At 63.0% G+C, this 18,526-nt stretch carries 16 protein-coding genes; all 16 read right to left on the bottom strand.

The features are described from left to right. Window positions 1-346: 346 nt before the first annotated feature. Window positions 347-697, bottom strand: a complete 351-nt coding sequence (locus tag FJ319_03820; protein MBM3933421.1) for a VCBS repeat-containing protein — start codon at window positions 695-697, stop codon at window positions 347-349. 3 nt (window positions 698-700) lie between these two features. Beyond that, a complete protein-coding gene (locus FJ319_03815; GenBank protein ID MBM3933420.1) occupies window positions 701-1,123 on the bottom strand; it encodes a hypothetical protein in 423 nt (140 codons plus the stop codon). Then, a complete protein-coding gene (locus FJ319_03810) occupies window positions 1,120-2,391 on the bottom strand; it encodes a glycosyltransferase family 4 protein (protein MBM3933419.1) in 1,272 nt (423 codons plus the stop codon). The genes FJ319_03815 and FJ319_03810 overlap by 4 nt, the downstream gene beginning before the upstream one ends. Continuing rightward, window positions 2,355-3,305, bottom strand: a complete 951-nt coding sequence (locus FJ319_03805; GenBank protein ID MBM3933418.1) for a GDP-L-fucose synthase — start codon at window positions 3,303-3,305, stop codon at window positions 2,355-2,357. Before FJ319_03805 ends, FJ319_03810 begins: the two co-directional genes overlap by 37 nt. Then, entirely contained in the window at window positions 3,305-4,351 is a 1,047-nt protein-coding gene (gmd, locus tag FJ319_03800) for a GDP-mannose 4,6-dehydratase (protein MBM3933417.1), read from the bottom strand. The genes FJ319_03805 and gmd overlap by 1 nt, the downstream gene beginning before the upstream one ends. A gap of 59 nt (window positions 4,352-4,410) precedes the next feature. Beyond that, window positions 4,411-5,250, bottom strand: coding sequence for a glycosyltransferase family 2 protein (locus tag FJ319_03795; protein MBM3933416.1), 840 nt, complete (start codon window positions 5,248-5,250; stop codon window positions 4,411-4,413). Between the two features lie 149 nt (window positions 5,251-5,399). Next, window positions 5,400-6,617 (bottom strand): glycosyltransferase, encoded by a 1,218-nt coding sequence (locus FJ319_03790; protein MBM3933415.1) that lies wholly within the window; start codon window positions 6,615-6,617, stop codon window positions 5,400-5,402. Next, window positions 6,614-8,347 carry a carbamoyltransferase gene (locus FJ319_03785; GenBank protein MBM3933414.1) on the bottom strand — a complete coding sequence of 578 codons (1,734 nt, stop codon included), beginning with the start codon at window positions 8,345-8,347 and terminating at the stop codon, window positions 6,614-6,616. The genes FJ319_03790 and FJ319_03785 overlap by 4 nt, the downstream gene beginning before the upstream one ends. Window positions 8,348-8,390: 43 nt before the next feature. After that, window positions 8,391-9,212, bottom strand: coding sequence for a glycosyltransferase (locus FJ319_03780; protein MBM3933413.1), 822 nt, complete (start codon window positions 9,210-9,212; stop codon window positions 8,391-8,393). After that, window positions 9,205-10,173, bottom strand: a complete 969-nt coding sequence (locus tag FJ319_03775) for a glycosyltransferase family 2 protein (GenBank protein MBM3933412.1) — start codon at window positions 10,171-10,173, stop codon at window positions 9,205-9,207. The genes FJ319_03780 and FJ319_03775 overlap by 8 nt, the downstream gene beginning before the upstream one ends. Further along, the gene (locus FJ319_03770; protein MBM3933411.1) at window positions 10,163-11,056 is read right to left on the bottom strand and encodes a glycosyltransferase family 2 protein; all 894 of its coding nucleotides are present in this window, start codon (window positions 11,054-11,056) and stop codon (window positions 10,163-10,165) included. Before FJ319_03770 ends, FJ319_03775 begins: the two co-directional genes overlap by 11 nt. Before the next feature lie 7 nt (window positions 11,057-11,063). Beyond that, window positions 11,064-11,942: a glycosyltransferase gene (locus FJ319_03765; GenBank protein MBM3933410.1), complete on the bottom strand. Its 879-nt coding sequence runs from the start codon at window positions 11,940-11,942 to the stop codon at window positions 11,064-11,066. Further along, window positions 11,939-13,162 carry a colanic acid biosynthesis glycosyltransferase WcaL gene (locus FJ319_03760; protein ID MBM3933409.1) on the bottom strand — a complete coding sequence of 408 codons (1,224 nt, stop codon included), beginning with the start codon at window positions 13,160-13,162 and terminating at the stop codon, window positions 11,939-11,941. Before FJ319_03760 ends, FJ319_03765 begins: the two co-directional genes overlap by 4 nt. After that, a complete protein-coding gene (locus FJ319_03755; protein MBM3933408.1) occupies window positions 13,159-14,259 on the bottom strand; it encodes a glycosyltransferase family 4 protein in 1,101 nt (366 codons plus the stop codon). The genes FJ319_03760 and FJ319_03755 overlap by 4 nt, the downstream gene beginning before the upstream one ends. Beyond that, a complete protein-coding gene (locus FJ319_03750; GenBank protein ID MBM3933407.1) occupies window positions 14,241-15,284 on the bottom strand; it encodes a class I SAM-dependent methyltransferase in 1,044 nt (347 codons plus the stop codon). Before FJ319_03750 ends, FJ319_03755 begins: the two co-directional genes overlap by 19 nt. A gap of 1,619 nt (window positions 15,285-16,903) precedes the next feature. After that, the gene (locus FJ319_03745; GenBank protein ID MBM3933406.1) at window positions 16,904-18,472 is read right to left on the bottom strand and encodes a lipopolysaccharide biosynthesis protein; all 1,569 of its coding nucleotides are present in this window, start codon (window positions 18,470-18,472) and stop codon (window positions 16,904-16,906) included. Window positions 18,473-18,526 lie beyond the last annotated feature (54 nt).

Below are 18,526 nucleotides of genomic sequence, written 5' to 3'. Positions count from 1 at the left end.
GACCTTTCTCATCCCCAATCTTCACTCGGTGAGCAGCCAAAACCCGAAGCGCAGGAGTCTCCCACCGGAATTCAACCGAAACCTCGGGCGAGAGGACTCAGTCCCTATCCGGCTAAGTCCACCGCCCATAAGCCGGCTGCAGACCACCCATGGAGACGAACCGTACTGACAAAATCACTGCACCCTAAACACTGACAGATTCACTGCCCCTTGACAGGCCGTTATTCTCCAGCCATTGCACTCCATGCACCTGGTACGGGTCCATCCCTTCAGGCAGAGGCCCGTCCCCCTCGTCTCCGTTCGTGACGAGAATATCCGTATCGCCGTCTTTGTCCAGGTCCGCCAGCTAAATCCCCGACATTCCGTACTGCTTGATCGCCGCCTTGAACAGCACCTCTATGGCGAAAACTCCTGCGCCGTTGTTCCGATAGAGCAGCACCTCTGCAAAGTCCTGCGAAAGCGAGACTGCGATGTCCGCGTCGCCATCTCGGTCCGCATCGAACGGAAACGCGTGAATGGCGCCGGGGCGAGGGTCGATTACGTGCTCCTCGAACGCCATGCCAGGTTTCTGCTCAAGCCACACTACCTTGCCTTCGTTGTTTCCGAACACGCACACCGCGATGTCCAGATCGCCGTCCCGGTCGAAGTCGGCCGCCTCCGCACAGGCAACCCGGCCCACGTTCTCCAGCAGCGTCACCGGCTAAAACCGCCCACCGCCGACGTTCCGCTGCAACACGACGCGACCGACATTTTCGTCGGATGGTATTAAAGAGCCTATATCGGCAACGAGCAGGTCCCTGTCCGAGTCGCCGTCCAGATCGACCACGTGCGTTCTCACGGGCTGCCTGAGACCGACCTGGAAGGCCACGAAGTCGTCAGGTCGGCGCATCCAGATTACCTGCCCCCGAAGCGGCTCCGCGGCGAAGACCTGCACGGAGCCGTCCCCAAGGAGATCGCCGGTACGCACGTTCGCGGTCATGTGCGGCGCAAAGTCCGGGACAAGGACCGTCTTGTCCGTAACGGCCCACGCATCTCCCGGCCCTTGCGCCCGCGCCGTCAACGCCGGCGCGGTTATGGCTGCGGCGGCCGCCAACGCGATGAGCACCCGCAGTCGTGCATTCAACTCTTTCCCTCGCGACCGACGCTTTCCAACACGGATTTGTACCGCCCAATACTCATGCTGCGCGTGTAGTTGCCCTCGTAGGCCAGTCGCGCGCGGCGTTTCATATCTGCCAGGAGCGTGCGATCGCTCTCAAGCGATTCGACCGCCCGCACGAGCCCGTCAACGTCGCCCTGGCGAATGTGGTAGCCGCAACGGTTGGACGTCACGATGTCCCCAATCTCGGACGTCGCACCAGCGACGGCAATGACTGCGAGCCCGGCCGCGAGCGAGGCGTATATCTTGCTCGGGGCGGAGAGGCCCTCCATGCCCTTTTCCAGCGTCACGAGCGACACGTCGCCGCAGGTGAGAGAGTACGGCAGCTTTTCAAGCGGCTGGTACGGCAGCAACGTGACATTGGTGAGGCCGCAATCCTTGAACGTCGACTCTATCCAGTCGCGCTTGCCGCCTCCACCGATGAACAGGAAGTGCACTTTGCCCAGGTGCTTCAGCCTGGTCGCCGCCTCGACCAGCGTCTTCATGTCGTGGACCATGCCCATGTTGCCGGAGTAGATACATACCAGCTTGTCCGCGAGCCCCAGATCCTGGCGCATTGGGTTGTCCGCCGGCACCCTCGGGCGGATCGCATCGCCGTCTGCCCAATTGGGGATGACCTCGAATTTGTCGTGGCGGCTGGCCGGAGCGGTCCGCTTGACCACATCGGCCATGCGAGGACCGAGGACGATGATTCGGGCGGCATCCCTGTAGACTCGCTTGTAAACGCCGTACCACATCTTCGCGGGCCTGGACCGCGCGCCGATCACGCCCAGCTCGACGGCGATCTCCGGGTAGACGTCCTGCACCAGGAACACGTATGGGATGCGGCGCAGCTTGCGGAGCGCCCAGGCGAGGCTGACGAGGAACGGCGATGTGGAGTCCACGAGGAGCACGTCCGGCTTCTTGCGGGCGATAAGCTTGAAAAAGTTGCCTGCGGCGACCGTCGCGCCATTGAGGAGCCTGCTCTTGGTGCCCTCCCGGGAGAGGCGGCGGCTGTAGGCGCGGTAGATTTTGACACCCTTGTAGACCTCTTTGGACGGCAGGCGCTTCTTGTCCCAGTACGCCGGCTGGCCGGTGAATACGGACACGTCGAAGCCCGCCTCGGTCAGCCCGAGCGCGAGGTCAGTGGAGAGCTGAGCGGTGGCCGGAACTTCGGGATAGAAGTACTGCGTCAGGAGGAAAAGGCGGACGGGCCGAGTCATTTCCGCGCGGCCGCCCTTGAGCGCTCGTACCAATCTATCGTCTTCCTGAGACCGTCGCGGAAGGGCGTCTTTGCCGTGAAGCCGAACTCCTTGCGGGCGCGTGCAATGTCCAGCTTGCGGCGCGGCTGGCCGTCCGGCTTCGTGGAGTCCCACACGGTCTCGCCCTTGAACCCGATCAGGCCGGCGATCAGGTTTGAGAGGTCCTTGATGGATATCTCCTCGGAAGAGCCAAGATTGACCGGGTCAGGCTTGTTGTAGCCCTCCATCGCCAACGCAATGCCTTCGGCTGCGTCGTCTACGTACAGGAACTCCCTTGTCGGGCTGCCTGTCCCCCACGCCGTGACGGTCGCTGCGCCCGCGTTGCGCGCCTCCACGTACTTGCGTATGAGCGCCGGGATAACATGGCTTGACTTGAGGTCGAAGTTGTCCCGCGGGCCATAGAGGTTTACCGGCAAAACGTACACGATGTTCGTCCCGTACTGCTGCCGGTACGCCTGCGCCTGAACCATCAACATCTTCTTGGCCAGGCCGTACGGAGCATTTGTCTCCTCCGGATAGCCGTTCCAGATGTCGTCCTCTTTGAACGGGATAGGAGCAAACTTCGGGTAAGCGCAGATAGTGCCGACGATCAGCGTCTTCTCGACGCCGAACTTGCGGGCCTCTTCGATCAGGTGAATTCCCATGACCGCGTTGTCGTAGAAGAAGCGGCCGGGCTCGGCCATGTTCGCGCCGATGCCGCCCGCGATCGCAGCGGCGTGGATAAGGTATTCGGGCCGAGCGTCCTGGAGCATACGGACGATGTCGGCCTTTTCACGCAGGTCGTACCGCTTGCTGCGTGGGACGAAGATGTTGGACGCGCCGCTCCGCAGCAGGTTGTCGCACAGGGCGGAGCCTAGAAAGCCTGCGCCGCCTGTGACCGTAATTCTCTTGTTGGTCCAGAAGGTCATCAGTTACCCCACTTGTGCCAGCCGTCGAACTTCGTCTTGACGGCCCTGATCCCATCGCCGGGGGGCTTGAGGCCGACCGCCTCGAGCTCAGCGTCTACCATAATCTTCACCAGGTCCGTGAAGCCGATGCGCGGCGACCACCCAAGCTCCTCGCGCGCCTTGGTAGTGTCCGCCGTGAGGTGGTTGACCTCCGTGGGGCGCAGATAGCGCTTGTCGACGGCGACGTGCGGCTTCCAGTCCAGTCCGGCGTAGCCGAAGGCCGCCTCGACGAATTCGCCCACGGTGTGCGCCTCGCCGGTGCCGATGACGTAGTCGTCGGGCTTCTCCTGCTGGAGGATCTTCCACATGACCTCGACGTACTCGGGCGCGTAGCCCCAGTCGCGCTTGGCGTCCTTATTGCCGAGGTACACCTTGTCCTGCTTGCCCGCCTTGATACGCGCGACGGCGCGGGCGATCTTGCGGGTAACGAACGTCTCTCCGCGGCGCGGGCTCTCGTGGTTGAAGAGGATGCCGTTGGAGGCGAACATCTTGTAGCCCTCGCGGTAGTTGACGGCCATCCAGTAAGCGTACAGCTTTGCGATTGCGTACGGGCTGCGCGGCGCGAACGCCGTGCGTTCGCTCTGCGGCGGCGGGCTGTTGCCGAACATCTCGCTGGAGGAGGCCTGGTAGAAGCGCGCAGTGCTGCCGCTGCGCCTCATCGCCTCCAGAATCCGCGTCGTCCCCAGCCCCGTCACGTCGCCGGTGTACCCGGGCATCTCGAAGCTCACCTGGACGTGCGACTGCGCGCCCAGGTGGTAGACCTCTTCAGGGCGGATGTTGTAGATGATGTTGGATATCTGCTCAAGGTTCGCCAGGTCGCCGTAGTGCAGGAAGAGCCTGACGCCCGCCTCGTGCGGGTCGCGGTAGATATGGTCGATTCTGTCGGTGTTGAACGTGCTGGCCTTGCGGATGAGGCCGTGCACCTCGTACCCCTTGTGGAGGAGGAGCTCGGCGAGGTAGGAGCCGTCCTGGCCGGTGATGCCGCTAATCAGCGCGCGTTTGACCATGTGACCTCGGAGGGGAGATTAATCGCAGGGTTCGCAGAGAACGCAAAGTTTGAACAGAGTTATGACCGTTTGGCTTCGCGCCGCGCTTCAAGGATGTATGCATCCACCAGGAAACGGTACCAGAAGCCCTGGAGGAAGTGGAAGACGAGCCCCTGTCTCCCATCCAGGAATCCAAGCTGTATGAAGTACCGGAAGAGGAAATATATCACAGGGCGGACAAACAGGGGCATGCGGCCATATACCTTGACCTTGAGCCAGCGCCTCCGCGCGACCGGCCCACCGCGCAGGGACGGCTTGACCTCGTTGTCCGCGGGCGGGGCCATGATCGTCTGGGCCTCGCGCCGCGCGTAGCCGTTGTGGCGGGCGATCCAGTGGAAAAGCCCCTTCCGGTTATCCTCCCGGATATCGTGCCGCAGCTTGCCCGCCCTGCCCTGGCTCAGCACCATGTGCTCGTCCATCGGCCTGTCCTCGGCCCTGGCCTTGCCGCAGCGCCATGCTCGCAGTATCCACGTGGGATAGTACCCCCCGCGGCGTATCCACTTGCCCATGAAGAAGACGCGGCGCTTTACGTAGAGGCCGGTGACGGCGGCATCCATCTTGGGCAGCGAGACGGGGAGCTCCTTCGCCAGCTCCGGCGTGAGCCGCTCGTCTGCGTCCAGCCGGATGACCCACTCGCCGCTCATGGGCACGTTGTCGAGCGCCCAGTTGAGCTGGCGCGCTTGTGTCTCGAACTGGTGCGTTACGACCCTTGCGCCGAAGCTCTCGGCGATCTCCACGGTGCGGTCCGTGCTGCCGGAGTCGACGACGACGATCTCCGCCGCCAGCGGCTTGAGGCTGGCGAGGCAGTCCGGGAGGTTGGCCTCCTCGTTGAGGGTGAGGACGATGACAGTGAGATTCACGGAGATATTAACCGCAAATTGCGCAGACCTTTCATTGGCGAAAATCCTTGTAGGGGCGCACAGCAGTGCGCCCGTTACGTTGTGAACGCAATGTCGTGCCCTGGCAGGGCGCGGGCGCCCCGATGAATCGGGGCGCCCCTACAAGGACTTCACGTGACGGTTGGTGCTCGTCTCGGAGCCACTTGCTCATATAGCCCTGCGATCCTTTTTGCAGCGATGTCCCACGTGAACTTCTCCGCCACGAGCTGGCGGCCGTTCGCGCCCATGCGCTGCCGCAGCTCTGCGTTGTCAAGCAGGAGCGCCAGCGCCTCCGCGACTTCTATGGGGCTCATGCCGGTGACGACGCCCGCGCCGGCGTCCTTCACCTCGTGCCAGATGTTCACGCGATCGGAAATCACCACCGGCAGGCCGGATGCCATCGCCTCAACGACCGCCACGCCGAAGTTCTCGTGGTAGGATGGAAGCACAAACACATCCGCGTCCGCGAAGTACGACCACTTCTGCTCGGCGTCCACCAGCCCCGTAAAGACCGTCTGCGAGGTCAGGCCGCTCGAATCGACCATCGCCCTGACCTGGTCTTCGTACGGCTTGTCTCCGATCCCGGCGATGACAAACGCGAATTCCTTAGTCTTTGCCAGCTCGGCCAACGCGGGGACCAGGATGTCCATCCCCTTAACCGGGTCGAGGCGCGAGAGGTGCAACACGATCTTCTTGTCGGCCAGCTCGGGGTACCGCGAACGCAGCCCAGCGACGGGAGTTGTCACCGACTCCCCGGGGAGCTCCACGCCGAGCGGGAGGACACGCCTGGGCGGCTTCAGCCGCATGCGGTCGGTGGCGTCCTTTTCCGCCTGGGAGGTGAAGTGTATGGCTGAAGCGCGGTTGATGTCCGACCGGCCAAACGACTTCAGGTAGATGTTTTTCCGCACCTTGCTGAGCATCGAAGCCTTCGAGCCGGCGTACGCCTTCGAGAGCATTGCCGGGCTCAGCATCCCCGCCGGCCGGAGAATGTACGGTACCTCGTACCGGCGGCACCAGGCGGCAGCGACCGTCGTTGGCCACAGGAAGACGGAGTGGATATGCACGACGTCGAACTCCTGCACGCGCTCCTTCAGCGCCCTGGCGAGCCCGCTGGAGTAGCAGTACCACCGGGGACGCTGCACCGGGAAGTACCATACTTTCACGCCGTCCAGGTCCACAGCCTCGCCCGTCGGTACGTCAAGGACGCCGGGGCCGTCGATGTTGGTGGTGAAGACGGTCACCTCGTGTCCGAGCCTCACGAGCGCCTTCGTCATGCCGAGGCCGGCGACGATTGGCCCGCCGTAGCGCCACCCGGGCGCGAAACTCGGGATGATGTGGAGGACCTTCACGGCTCCTCCGCGCCGTTGCGCTCCACCATGAACGGGCCCATCGCCAGCACGTCCATCTTTGTCCGCAGGAAGCACGCCACCGCCTCTTCCGGCGTGTTCACTATGGGCTCGCTTTCGTTGAATGAGGTGTTCAGCACCATCGGAACTCCTGTCAGGCGGTCGAACGCGCTGATAAGGTCCCAGTACAGCGGGTTGGCGTCCTTCGTTACCGTCTGCAGCCTGCCCGTGCCGTCCACGTGCGTCGGCGCCGGAATCTGCGCGCGCTTCTCTTCCCTCACCGGGTAGGTCATCAGCATGAACGGCGATGGAAAGTCCTTTTCGAACCACTCGCCTGTGCGCGTCGCCAGGACGGACGGCGCGAACGGCCGGAAGGTCTCGCGCATCTTGATGCGACGGTTGAGGATATCCTGCATGTCCGGTCGGCGTGGGTCGGCGACGATACTGCGGTCACCGAGCGCCCTGGGACCCCACTCGCTTCGGCCCTGGTACCAGCCCACGACCTTCCCCGCCTCGATGTGCTGGGCGGTGCGGTCGATCAGGCTGGGCATGGCGAGCCTCTTATAGCTGACGGTCTGCGCCTTCAGGGCCGCCTCCATCCGGTCGACGCCGTATTCCGGTCCCCAGTAAGAGTGGGTCATTCGCACCTTGCGCGGCTGGCCGAGCACCTGGTGGTAGACGTACAGGGACGCGCCTATCGCCAGCCCTGCGTCTCCCGCGGCGGGCTGTATGTAAATGTCCCTGAACGGCGTGCGGTCGAATATCTTGCCGTTGGCCGAGCAGTTGAACGCGACGCCGCCCGCGTAGCAGAGGTTCGCGTTGCCGGTGCGCTTGAAAAGCTGGTTCATCAGGACGAACAGGACCTCTTCCGTCCGCCACTGGAGGGTGGCCGCCACGTCCTGGTGATGCTTCTCCACGGGGCCGCGAGGGACGCGCGCGGGTCCGAGAGCCTTTTCAAGCTCCGCTGAAAAGAGCTTCCCGATCTTGGGCTCGCCTTCGGGCCAGGACATCTCCGGCCCGCCCTTGTGGTGGGCGAAGTACCTCAGGTCAAGGCTGAAGGTCAGGTCATTGTGCGCGCGGACCAGCTTGTCGAACATCTCCTTGTACTTAGGCTCGCCGTACGCCGCAAGGCCCATGACCTTGTACTCGTCGCCGTAGCTCCAGAGTCCCAGGTACTGCGTTATGGCCGTGTAGAAAATGCCCAGAGAGTTGGGGAATAGCGTGAAGCCCTCCGCCGACATGTCTCGCCCCTTCCCCGTTCCCCAGAGCATGCTGGCGAAGTCGCCAAGCCCGTCCAGAGACAGGACCGAAGCGCTTTCGAACGGCGAAGCGTAAAACGAGCTTGCGGCGTGCGCGACGTGGTGCTCAACGTAGTGGTACTGCGCCTTGAGCCGTGCCGCCGGCACATCAACAGCGGCTGCGAGGAGGTCCTGCACAGTGCCGAACTTCTTCCAAACCTTCGCCCTGTCCAGCGCCAGCGAAGGCATCCGGGCGGCCCACAGGGCCTTCCGGGCCAGGTGCGCCGAACGCTTCCGTGGAATCGCCACGTGGTCGATCTCCTCGGGCCGCACGCCGGCAGTCTCGAGGCAGTACCTGATCGCACGGGACGGGAATCCCGCCTCGTGCTTGACCCGGGTGAACCGCTCCTCCTCCACCGCCGCCACCAGCTCGCCGTCTCGGAAGATAGCGGCTGAGGCGTCCCCATGAAACGCATTGAAACCCAGAATTATCATGAAGAATATTTCCGCAGATTACGCCGATTACGCAGATTAGGGATCAAGGGACGAACCTGTACTTGTCTTTGAGGCGGCCGAACTGGTAGCGGCCGCCCGTGTCCACTATATCGTAACCCAGACGCCAGGCCCGGCAGATGCTGCGGACCGCGAGTTTGTATGCCGCTGGCCGTGGCGGGACGTATGAGGAGATACTCGCCCACTCCTTCCTGGCCGTGTCCTTGATAGTGGATGTCTTTGATGCCTCATGGACGCGGAAGTAGACAAGCTCGCGCCGGATGAACTTGAACCTCGCCCCTGCCAGGGCGAATTTGACAAATAGGTCCGTGTCCATGGCGAATCGAAAGGTTGGGTCAACCCCGCCGACGCTGTCATAGAGCCGCTTTGTCCAGAACGCTGCCGGCTGGTAGACTCCGAACCCGCCGTAGAGCATGCCGCGGCGAGAAAAGTACGGAAGGAAGGGGCTCAGCCTGCGCTCCCCTAGCCATCGCCCGTCGGCGTCGATGAGCCCCCTATTCCCGTACACAACGTCCGCGCCACTCTTTTCCAGGGCCGTAACAGCCGTTTGCACGGCGATGGGCGGGTAGACATCGTCGGAGTTTACCCAGGCAAGAATTTCGCCTGAGGCCATTTCGAGACCCTTGCGGAGTGCGTCCGCCTGTCCTCCGTCCTTTTCGCTGACCCACTTCGTCACCGTGCCGGCGTGTTGCTTGATGATATCGACCGTCCCGTCGGTGGAGCCGCCGTCCACGATAATGTATTCGATGTTCCTGTATGTCTGCGCAGCCACGCCCAGGATAGTCTGCTCAAGGAATGCAGCGCTGTTGTAAGACGGGGTGATGATGGAAACGAGCGGGTCAGCCACGGCGCGCCGGTCTCAGATCGTAAACTGCGCCGGCAATTGCGCGACCCCCGGTGATGTAGGCCTCCGGCCTGGCCGGCCAGCGCCGCACCACCCTGGCCAGAGCGCCGATACCGTTGCGGTAGCGCCCCGAACGAAGCGCGTCCCGCCCTGCTGCGCCCATCACCCGCATGAAGTACGCCGTCTCGTAACGCGCCGCGCCCTTCTCGCCCATCCATTCGACCAGGTGCGGTCGCCATTTCTTGAAGTACATGGCGGTGGCCTTCCATCGGGCCTCCGTGTCGCTCGTCATCCTCCTCCCTGTGGGCGCTCCGACCGTCACGAGCGGCTCGTTGACGTAGTCCGCTCGCAGGCCGGCGAGGGCCATCGACATCCATACATCGTGGTCGAGGTGACTCGGGAGCGTCGCATCGTACCCGCCTACGCGTCGAAGCAGGTCAGTCCTGAAAAGGGGCGTCGATGGAATTGTGCTCAGCCGGCCGGACGCTACGAAATCCTGGATAGGACCCCGGAAAGCCGGGAGAGAGGTTGAAAGGATGCGACCGTCGCGGGCCGCTATTCTTCCGCCGCAGTAAACAACGGCACAGTCAGGGGCCACGCCCTCCGCGACAGATACCTGCTTTTCAACCTTTTCAGGAAGCCACTCGTCGTCATCGTCCAGGTACGCGATGTACATCCCGCTCGCAGCATCCAGGGCCGTGTTGCGCGAGGCCCCGAGCCCCCGGTTGCTGTAATGCCTGATGTACCGCGCCCGCCCGTTGCCGGCTTCCGCCACTACTGCCTCCGTTTCGTCCTGTGAGAAGTCGTCGACGACGATTACCTCGATGTTCCGGTACGTCTGCCGTAACGCGCTTTTCAGCGCCCCTGCCAGAATGTGCGGCCGCCGAAAGGTCGTGATCGCGGCTGTCACAAGCGGCGCGGGACGAACGATGCCCTCGTTCAAAGGCGGTCGCTCAGCGGCCAACGTTGGCCTTCACGAACCTGGCGAGGTCGAAAAACAGCCTGCCCGGCTCCGGCGAAAGAGTAGCGCCGCGCATAAAATTCCGCCACGCCGAGCGGCGCCTCCCCAGACGGGCCTCCAGGACCGCCAGGTGGCGCAGCGTTGCCCCTCGTTCGCGGGGTCGCCGGGCATATTGCGCCTTGAACTTCTCCAGGCGGATTTCCACTCCCCTGGCGTCGGCTGCTATGCCCCTGGCCGTTGAGCTCGTGAGGCGGGGGCCGTGTCCCACATGCACCTTAACCAGCACCTTCGGGAGCACGTCGACCTTGTACCGCAGACAGACCCGGCGAATGAAGTCGCCGTCGTTCCCTCTAACGAGGCGTTCGTCGAACCCGCCCATTTCCCGCGCGACTTCCGCCCTCACGAGTAGCGTAGGGCAACCTGCCAGCCGCTGCCTGTCCAGGAGCTGGTCGAAGACGTAACCCTTCAGCGTCGGGTGGGTCTCGCCGACCAGCTTGCCATCCTCGTCGAAATAGTCCATCCAGCAGTAGACCATCCCAACGTCCGCGGGCTCGGAATCCAGCTGACTGACCTGCTCCTCCAGCTTGGTCGGCAACCACTCGTCGTCATCGTCGAGGAACGCAACGTACGTTCCGCGCATGTTCGCCAGGCCAGTATTCCGGGCTCCGGACGCGCCGCGGTTCTGCTCGTGCCGGAGATAGCGGACGCGAGGGTCCGCTATGGCCTTGACCACCCCCTCCGTGCCATCGCTCGATGCATCATCGACGACCAGCAGCTCGAAGTCGGCGAACGTCTGCGCCAGCACGCTGTCTATTGAGCGGCTCACCAGGTGCGCCCGGTTGTGGGTGGGGATTATGACTCTTACCTTTGGTCCGTTGGACTGCATGGCCACGCTAGCCCTCCGCCTTCACTCGGGCGGTCGACCAGCGGATGGCGGTCTGGACCCATAAAAGCTGTGCCTTCTCGATGAGCGTAAGGGTGCGGTCCCACTTGCCGTCCTTCGGCCACGACCTGGCCGGAAGGATCTGCCTCCATCCGGCTCGCGGCCGCTTGAGGAGGCCGCGCTGAGCAAGCTGTCGCTGGCCCTGGGCCACCCGCCTGCTCTTCTTGACTATTTCCCTGTATGTGCGCCGCGCCGGGTGACCGACGACGGCGTCTTCAATGTATATAAGCTTCTCACCACGGGCGGTCACGCGCCGGCCGAACTCGTAGTCGCCGCCGGACACCAGGTCGCCGAGAAATGGCCCGTAGTCTGTGAACAGGCGAGCCCTGGCAAAGAAGTTCGCGGTTGCCGCGAAGCCGGAATCCACCACGTAGCTGCGCTGGTTGAGCTTGCGCGCTGAATCGAAGTATTCGTACACGTTCGGGCGCTCCCGATGAAACGTGAACTCAACCCCGCCTCCGCCGCATGCTGCGTCTTCACGCACCAGCCCCGCAACGCCCGCTTCAATCCAGCGCGCGTCAGGGATGCAATCGGAGTCCGTGAAGGCGAAGACTTCCCCCCTGGCCTCCTCGATTCCCTTGTTCCGCGCCGCGTAGGATGTTTGCACGCGCGATTCCACTACGCGGCGCACACGCCCTGGATAGCGCTCCGCAAGGGTGTCCACAATGGCGCCGGTGCCGTCGTTCGAGTTGTTGTCGGCGACAACAACCTCGAAGCGGTCCGCTGGGTAGGTCTGGGCCATGAGGGCGGTGATAGCCTTGTGAATGCCGTCCGTGTTGTTGTAGACGGGGATAATCACGGAGACGAACGGGGGTGTCGTAGAAGTCATCTCTTTATCAGCCGCCGATATATGTCCACCTGCCTGTCGGCAAGCTTCCGGGCGTCGTACCGCTCCAGAACGCGTGCGCGCCCTGCCATTCCCATGCTGGAGCGCAATTCGGCGTCCTCGACAAGCTGCCCTAACCTGGAGGAGAGCGCCGGCACGTCGCGCTCCGGCGCCAGGAAGCCCGTGACGCCACCTTCAACGATTTCGGGGATGCCGCTGTGAATGGTTGAAAGCACAGGTATGCCCATTGCCTGCGCCTCGATCAACGTGGTCGGTGTGCCCTCTTTGTCGCCGTCCGCCGCGGTGACGCTGGGCAACAGGAACACGTCGGCCTCCCCTATGAGATCCTCTACCTGGCGCTGCGATTTTGCACCGAGGAATCGGACGCACTGCCCAAGGCCCAGTTCCGCGGCCGTCGCCTCCAGTGGAGTGCGCAACGGTCCTTCGCCCACAATTTTGTAGGACAGCGGAAGTGCGCCTGGCCGGGACGAATATTCCGCGACCGCCCTCAATGCGAACTCTATCCCCTTCTTTTCCACAAGCCGCGCGATCGTGATTACCTCTACGGGCCCCGGAACGGAGACGCGCTTTCGCGGCCGGAACCGGTCGGAGTATATGCCGAGCGGATGGATGAAGGTCTTTGCCTCAGGCAACCCCAGGGCTATGAGGTCCTGCCTCATGGGACCGGACAGTGCAATGAACGCATCTCCTTGCACTGCTAGCCGGTGGTACAGCCCTTGGGCGGCCTGGGTCTCGCGATAGACGTCGTGACCGTAGAAGGTTGTTACGAACGCTCCAGGCCGGACCGCCGGCACCGCGGGCACAACCCGCCTGCCCACGCCGCCGAAGTGGCAGTGCACGATATCGTATGGTCGCCCTGCGGCCAGCGGCATCCACGAATACAAGGCCCTCAGGTTCACAACGCCGGGACCGTTCGCAACGGGATTCAAAGAGCCGGCGACCCGCCCGATATTACCTGGCCCAATGCGAGGGAACATGCCAGCAGCCGCGGCGTACCGCCGGAGGGCGCCCGGAGGAGGTACGAGGTAGACCGTCCGGTCCAGGAGCCCTCGCTCAGCCACGTCCTCGTGAACGATCCCGCTCTCCGCCCCGAATGCGAATATTCGCACGTCGTGGTCAAGGTCGAGCAGCGCGGTGACCTGGCTCAGGATGAAGGTCTGCGAGATGCTGGGGAACGTTGACGTGACGAACGCGATCTTCACGCGGCGCCCCGCGGGAACAGGATGTCCGCGACCTTTGACGCTGTTGCCTCAATATCGAACAGGCGGCGGGCGGTGGCGACGGCGTTGGCCGAGAGCCTGGAGTATTCCTCGGGGACCGTCGCCGCTCGGGCAAGTGCATCGATGTCGCCTTCGCCGCCGCCCGGCGACACCGTCACGCCGAATCCGTGCTCCCTGACCAGGTCCCCTAGAGGGCCGTCCCGGTATGTCACTATCGGAATCCCCTTGGCCATGCATTCGATCATGCTTTGCGGTATGCCTTTGACGTTTCCGTCGTCCTTGAAAAGGCAAAAGCAGAAGTCGAAGTCGTCGAGGAAGGCGTTCATGTCCTCGACGTAACGTCTCACGGCCTTCACAGGCCCTGCCGGAGCGAGGAAGGAGTCTACCACCGCGGTGTCCTTGCGCCAGAGCATGGTGGTCTCGACGGGCATCCTCGCGGAGAGCGCCCCCGTGAGCTTTATGATATCGAAGACTCCCCTGCTCTCCATCACCGCAATCTCACGCTCCCGTGTGTCGTGCTCCGGCACTGTCGAACTCGCGAAGACAAATTTGACCTGCTTCCGTGGCCGGGACATCGTGCGCGGCCTGAACTTCGCGAGGTCCACGCCGGGATAGACGAGGTGTACCTCGTTGGAGGGATATGCCAGCTTCGCGCGCTCGTAGATCGAGTCGTTCTCAGCCAGAACAGCGGTGTCTCTCGAAACCTTCATGTCCGCGTCGAAGTGCTGGTGCGAATAGATATGCACAGCTTTGCGCGCCTTCAGGTCAAGGAAGGCGCCATGGAAATAGACTGCATCCGCGCGAAAGGCGCGGCAGAGGATTCGTGGCACAGCGCTGTTTGAGATGACCCGGTTTAGAATCCGGGGCCAGCGCGTCCGGTTGATGATGAGGTACGGCACGCCGTTTCTGCGCGCCCTGCGGGCGGCGTAGCGGGCACCTTTCCAGTACGAGAGCACCCGCACGCTGACGCCTTGCCGGGCGAGCGTGTCCGCAAGCAGAAGTGTGGCGTTCTTGACTGCGTCGTCGAACGGGGGATACGGGTCTAGCTTCCGGCCGATTATCAGGAGTCTCTTCGGCACCTTGCAACCCAGATAGCAGAGTTGTTTGTCGGCCGGGTCCGTGACCTGAGAAGGCGGTTCGCCGTCCTTGCCACGAATACTTTGCCGCGGACCGTGGGAGCGATTGAGATTGCCCGGTTCAGTCCGGGCCAGCTCACGGGCACACCGAGGAGACTTTCGACTTTGAACCCCGCCTCTGCCATCTCCGCTGCGAACTCGTCCCTCGTGTAGATTTCATCGAACACGTGGCGGTCTGCGATCGCCTTCTCATGGTACCGGCGGTTGGCAACGTCGATAACCAGGGTCCCCCCGGGTCTCAGCACCCTGCGAATTTCCGCGTGCAGCAGCTTGCGGTCCTCTTTCTTGAAGTGACGCACAAAAAGGAAGGTCACGACCGCGTCGAATGACCCATCGGCGAAGGGCAGGGAGAACGCATTGGCGTTCACGTAGGTGGGGCGCTTCGTTCGTCCTCTTGCCCTGGCAAGCATCAGCGGCGAATTGTCCGCTGCCACGACCGTAGCATAGCGTAAGCGGCCGGATACGGCATCGGCGAAGCGCCCGGTGCCGGTGGCCATGTCCAGGACGGCGCGGGGCCTCACGGGCGCAAGCAGGGCCACAACGGCATCGGTGTCCAGGGCGTGTCGGATGCGTCCCTTGATGCTCGTGAAGCGCTCCTCGTCGTAGGAATCGACGACTGTGGGGTCCTTGTAGAGGGCTTCGACGCTCTCACGGTCGAATGCGCCTCTGCCACCTAGTTTTTGAGCAGCCTTGCGGGTCTTTTCCATTTCACTCCATCCGGTGTGCCTCAGCCACCCTGCGTTCGAAGCTTTGGCAGCAACGGCCCAAATGCGCGTGACGGCGCTTCCTTCACGGCCAGGATGGCGTACTCGCCGGCGGGGATGGGCGCTGCGCCTTCGAACGGCGCAAGCGGCTCCGCGGTGGGATTGACCAGGAGCATGTCCTCTCCGCCGCGGAGGGGGATTGGGAGAATCCCGTTCTCCACGGAGCTGATCAGCGCGGAGACCCTCTCCCGGTTCAATGTCCATGCCGCGAGCATCAGGTCAACAGGGAAGCCGCCATTCTCGTAGGCCTGGTTGGCAAGCTTTACAATAACATCGGTCCGTTTGCCGTCCAGCGCGAAGACTTCCAGCAGGGTGCCGTACATCCACGGCTCGTCCACCTGCCGCCTCTTTATGCACCTGCGCTCCAGGTACGCCAGGCCGGCATCGATTGCCCCGTTCGCCCAGGTCTCTTTCGACACCAGCCGGTGGACCATCAGGTCCCGGAGGTTGATGAGGTTGTAACGCTGAGACAGGGAGGATGCAACCAGGTCCCGCTCAATGAAGCCGTTGGGCATCACCAGGCGCGGGTAGCGGGCCTTGGCCTTCAACATCGACCGCCCTGCCACGCGCGTTAGCCACGATGATGCCTTGCGTCCCACCCTGCCGCCTCTGGCCAGCCTGCCGCCTAGCTCGTAGACCTCGAACACGGATTCGAAGGCATCTGGTCGCGACTGTGCGGAAAGCACGGTCCTCAGGGCCTGGAGACCGAGGCGGTGCTGCTCGCGGTACTTGCCGGTCTGGTCATGCGTTGCCATCAGTAGCAGTGTTCGCAACGTGTTCACGTGCGTGTTGACGCACAGAGTGTTTGACGTTGACTTCCCAAAGGCGTTCGATTCCACCAGGTTATGATACCCGAGGCTGACAAGCTCCGGCTCCGCCTCCAGCTCGTCGTGCAGGAACCAGCGTCCGCTATCTAGCCAGTCCGAAAGCGAAAGCAGGTACTGGCTGGCCCTGTCCGCTGCGTGCAGGAAGGAGCGGTTCCTGGAGCGCTCGAAATGGTCTATCAACAGCGAAATGCCATCCGCCTGGAATCGCGTGTGCGTCTCCATCAGCCGCGTCCAGTGGCCGTGACGCCACCTGCCGCGCTCATCCAGCCTTATCATCACAGAATAGGCTATGAGGTGCCGGAGGGCAGTGTATACGCGCTTTCCTGAAGCCTCCATGAGCGACGCCACATTGTAGAGCAGGAGAGCAGCCTGCTCTTGCGGCACGCGCTTTCCGCCATTCGTTTCTTTGTGACGGGTCTCGAAGATCTGCCCCTTTACGAGGCTCCTCCAAAAATCGGAGATCCCTTCGTGCCTGAAGTACCGGTACTCGCTCAGGCGGAATTTTTCCACCCTGCTCACTTCGAACAGGTCCACCAGATACTGCGGAGCGCTCTCCCTGACCTCGATGACGGCCAATTCGAGGCGCCTGCTGCCCCACTGCGCAATGGAGATATCAAGGGAGGCGCCCACAAGCTCCCAGTTGAGGCTGAGGTCTGCCTCCGTCTCAATCCTGCCGTTCACGTCCCAGGTGCGGTCTACCGGAGGCCTCGGCAACCAGTAGAGCACCCCTTCCGAGATGGCGGCCAGACCGATCGCGCCCTCGTATCGCACGTCGGTCACATTCGACAGCTGGAGGCTCAGCAGCTGTGGCCTGCCGAGCTCGATGGTGAGAAAGTGGCTGCGCACCTCTTCCCAGGAGTCGGTCAGCCTCGCATACTCGGTGCCGTCGTGAAGCCTGCGCTGGGCCGTCTCCCTGAGGAACGCAGCGTCGGAGAACAGGGCAGTTAGCCCGGCCTGTTCGCGTAGTATGTCTGTCAGCCGTAGAATCATTGCGTCCTAATGCGAGATACCCGCAAGCCTTTTCAGGCTCGTTAACGCTTTAGACCCGGTCATTGTGTCCAGCGCCAGGCAGGCGCTGCCGTAAGCCAGGCACCCGACCGTGGCAAGGCCGCCCAGCCACACAAGCCCCGCCACCGATTCCGCCGCGCCCTCCAGCCCAATCAGCCCTCCTGCCCACACAATATTCGAAGAGGCAGTAAGCTGAAGCGCCACGAGGAGGATGGCCATCATGACCCCCGTTGCCGCGATAGCTATCCACACCGCCTCAACGAACTGCATTAACGACCCGCGGACAGCCTTCATCGCCTCCGTGAGCGACCATGGGATCGTTACCGCCGTTCCGATCAGCACTGCCCAGCCCGTCCCTACTATTCCCATTGTCTGCGTCAGCGGATAAATGAGCGCGGCGATTGCCGCGAGCCTTACCGCCGAGACAATGGTCACAAACCGCGGCCGCCCGAGCGCCTGAAATAGCGGAGCGAACGCGCCGATCGTCTTCAACGCCCCCAGCACGGCCAGAACTTGCAGCGCCGGCACTATCTCCAGCCATTTCTCCGTCAAAACGACGCGCGTGAAAGCGTCCGCCAGCACAAGCACCCCACCGGCGAGCGGTAGCGTCACTAGTGTGGACACCTGCACCGTTCTCAGATATGCCGCGCGCAGGCGGTCCACATCTTCCTGCATCTTGGACCACGCCGGAAACATTATGCGTGAGATAAGGTCCCCCACCTCCGTTGCCGGCATCTGCGAAATGCGGTAAGCCATCTGGTAATGTCCCAGCGCCACCGTGCCCAGCATGCGTCCAACAAACGCGTTGTCGCCGTTGAGGATGAAGTACTTGAGTACGTTCGTGCCGAAGACCCATTTGCCGTAGCTATAAAGCTCACGCGCCTTCCCGAAGTCGATCCTGGGCCTGGGACGGTATGGGTGTACGATAAATGATACGACTACCAGGGCGATGCTCGCCGCCACCGCGCCGTAAACCAGGGCGCGCACGTCCCTCAGCGCGATCCCAAAACCGACGCTCACGGCGACGTCCGACATTGTATGGACGATCTGAAGGACCGATTGCTTGCGGAACTCCAGGTCCCGCTGGAAGTAGACCACCGCACTGTTCGTCAGGCCTTTGAACAGCACCACCAGCGCCATCGTCCGCACAATGGACTCTGCCCCCGGCGAGTCGAAGAACCGCGACACCACGGGCGCCGCGAGCGCAACTGCCCCGGCCAGAACAACACCGCGCACCAGCTGGACCGTCCATGCGGTATCCAGGTACGGCCTGATATCCCCCTTACGCTGCACCAGCGCCGTCGCGAAGCCCGTCTGCGCCATCGAATCGAGGAAACCGACGACCAGCAGAGCGATGCTGATCAGGCCGAAGTCCTCCGGCGCCAGGAGCCGGGCCAGCACCATCACACGGGCCGTCCCGGCCACCGAGACGACCACCCGCATTGCCATCGTCCACGTGCCCGCGCTCAGCACGCGCCGGGAAAGGTCCCCCGCGGCTCCAGGCTCTATTGCTGCCGGCTTCGGGTCTTCGATCTTCTTGCTCTCAGAACAGGCCAAAATAAGGGCTGCACGCCCCGGGACTCATTGTCCCAGAACGTGCAGCCCATTGGT

Source organism: SAR202 cluster bacterium (assembly GCA_016872355.1).
GTDB lineage: Bacteria > Chloroflexota > Dehalococcoidia > Lucifugimonadales > VGZY01 > VGZY01.
Note: the sequence above shows the minus strand (reverse complement) of the source record. Positions and strands in the feature narration are given on the sequence as shown.

Excerpts from the sequence above, each read along its gene's own strand:
- FJ319_03785 (MBM3933414.1), bottom strand. The coding sequence starts at position 8,347 with ATGATAATTCTGGGTTTCAATGCGTTTCATGGGGACGCCTCAGCCGCT.
- FJ319_03770 (MBM3933411.1), bottom strand. The coding sequence starts at position 11,056 with ATGCAGTCCAACGGACCAAAGGTAAGAGTCATAATCCCCACCCACAAC.
- FJ319_03750 (MBM3933407.1), bottom strand. The coding sequence starts at position 15,284 with ATGGACATTGAACCGGGAGAGGGTCTCCGCGCTGATCAGCTCCGTGGA.
- gmd (MBM3933417.1), bottom strand. The coding sequence starts at position 4,351 with ATGGTCAAACGCGCGCTGATTAGCGGCATCACCGGCCAGGACGGCTCC.
- FJ319_03765 (MBM3933410.1), bottom strand. The coding sequence starts at position 11,942 with ATGACTTCTACGACACCCCCGTTCGTCTCCGTGATTATCCCCGTCTAC.
- FJ319_03805 (MBM3933418.1), bottom strand. The coding sequence starts at position 3,305 with ATGACCTTCTGGACCAACAAGAGAATTACGGTCACAGGCGGCGCAGGC.